This is a genomic window from Microbacterium sp. BF1 (assembly GCF_019279095.1).
Taxonomy (GTDB): Bacteria; Actinomycetota; Actinomycetes; order Actinomycetales; family Microbacteriaceae; genus Microbacterium; species Microbacterium maritypicum.
The window spans coordinates 1-807 of the sequence record NZ_JAGYWT010000747.1 but is presented as its reverse complement, the minus strand read 5'-3'; the positions used below and the strand labels follow the sequence as shown (position 1 = coordinate 807).

The following is an 807-nucleotide window of genomic DNA, read 5'->3' as shown; positions in this document are numbered from 1 at the left end:
CTCCTGGTGCTTCAGGCCATGGACTCCGCCGGCAAGGGCGGGATCGTGCGGCACGTGGTCGGGGGTGTCGACCCGCAGGGTGTCGCGCTCGCCGCGTTCAAGGCGCCGACGGCCGAGGAGCGCGAGCACGACTTCCTCTGGCGCATCGAGAAGCGTCTGCCCGATCCCGGTTTCATCGGCGTCTTCGACCGCTCCCACTACGAGGACGTGCTGATCGGACGGGTTCGCGAGCTCGCCCCGCCCGCGGAGATCGAGCGCCGCTACGACGCGATCAACGAGTTCGAGGCCCGCGTCGCGGCATCCGGTACGCGCATCGTCAAGGTCATGCTGCACATCTCGCCCGAAGAGCAGAAGACGCGGCTGATGGAACGCCTCGACCGTCCGGACAAGCACTGGAAGTACAACCCGGGCGATGTGGACGAGCGGTTGGTGTGGCCGCAGTACATGCAGGCTTACCAGACCGTGTTCGATCGCACCTCGACCGCGGTGGCTCCGTGGCACGTGATTCCGGCGAACGCCAAGTGGTACGCGCGACTGGCCGTGCAGGAGCTGCTGCTCGCGGCGCTGGAGGACATCGACCCCGAGTGGCCGCGCGCCGACTTCGACGTCGAGTCCGAGAAGAAACGTTTGGCCGCCAGCTGAGCGTCGGTCTCTGCGGTCAGGCCAGGGCGTCGACCAGGGGGCGGAACTTCACGCGCGTCTCGAGCAGTTCGCTCTCCGGATCGGATCCGGCGACGATCCCGGCGCCCGCGTAGGCCGTGACCCCGATCTCGCCCTGGCGCACGGTGAACTGGGCGCAGCGCAGGG

At 68.5% G+C, this 807-nt stretch carries 1 protein-coding gene and 1 pseudogene; one reads left to right on the top strand and one right to left on the bottom strand.

Translation table 11 applies throughout. The annotated features are described in order from the left end of the window. Nucleotides 1-642, top strand: a 642-nt coding sequence (locus tag KZA10_RS16525) for a PPK2 family polyphosphate kinase (protein ID WP_218683438.1), incomplete at its 5' end; no start/stop codon positions are given. A gap of 16 nt (nt 643-658) precedes the next feature. Here the strand turns inward: KZA10_RS16525 and KZA10_RS16520 are convergent. Continuing rightward, a pseudogene (locus KZA10_RS16520) lies at nt 659-807 on the bottom strand (chorismate-binding protein); the annotation flags it as partial.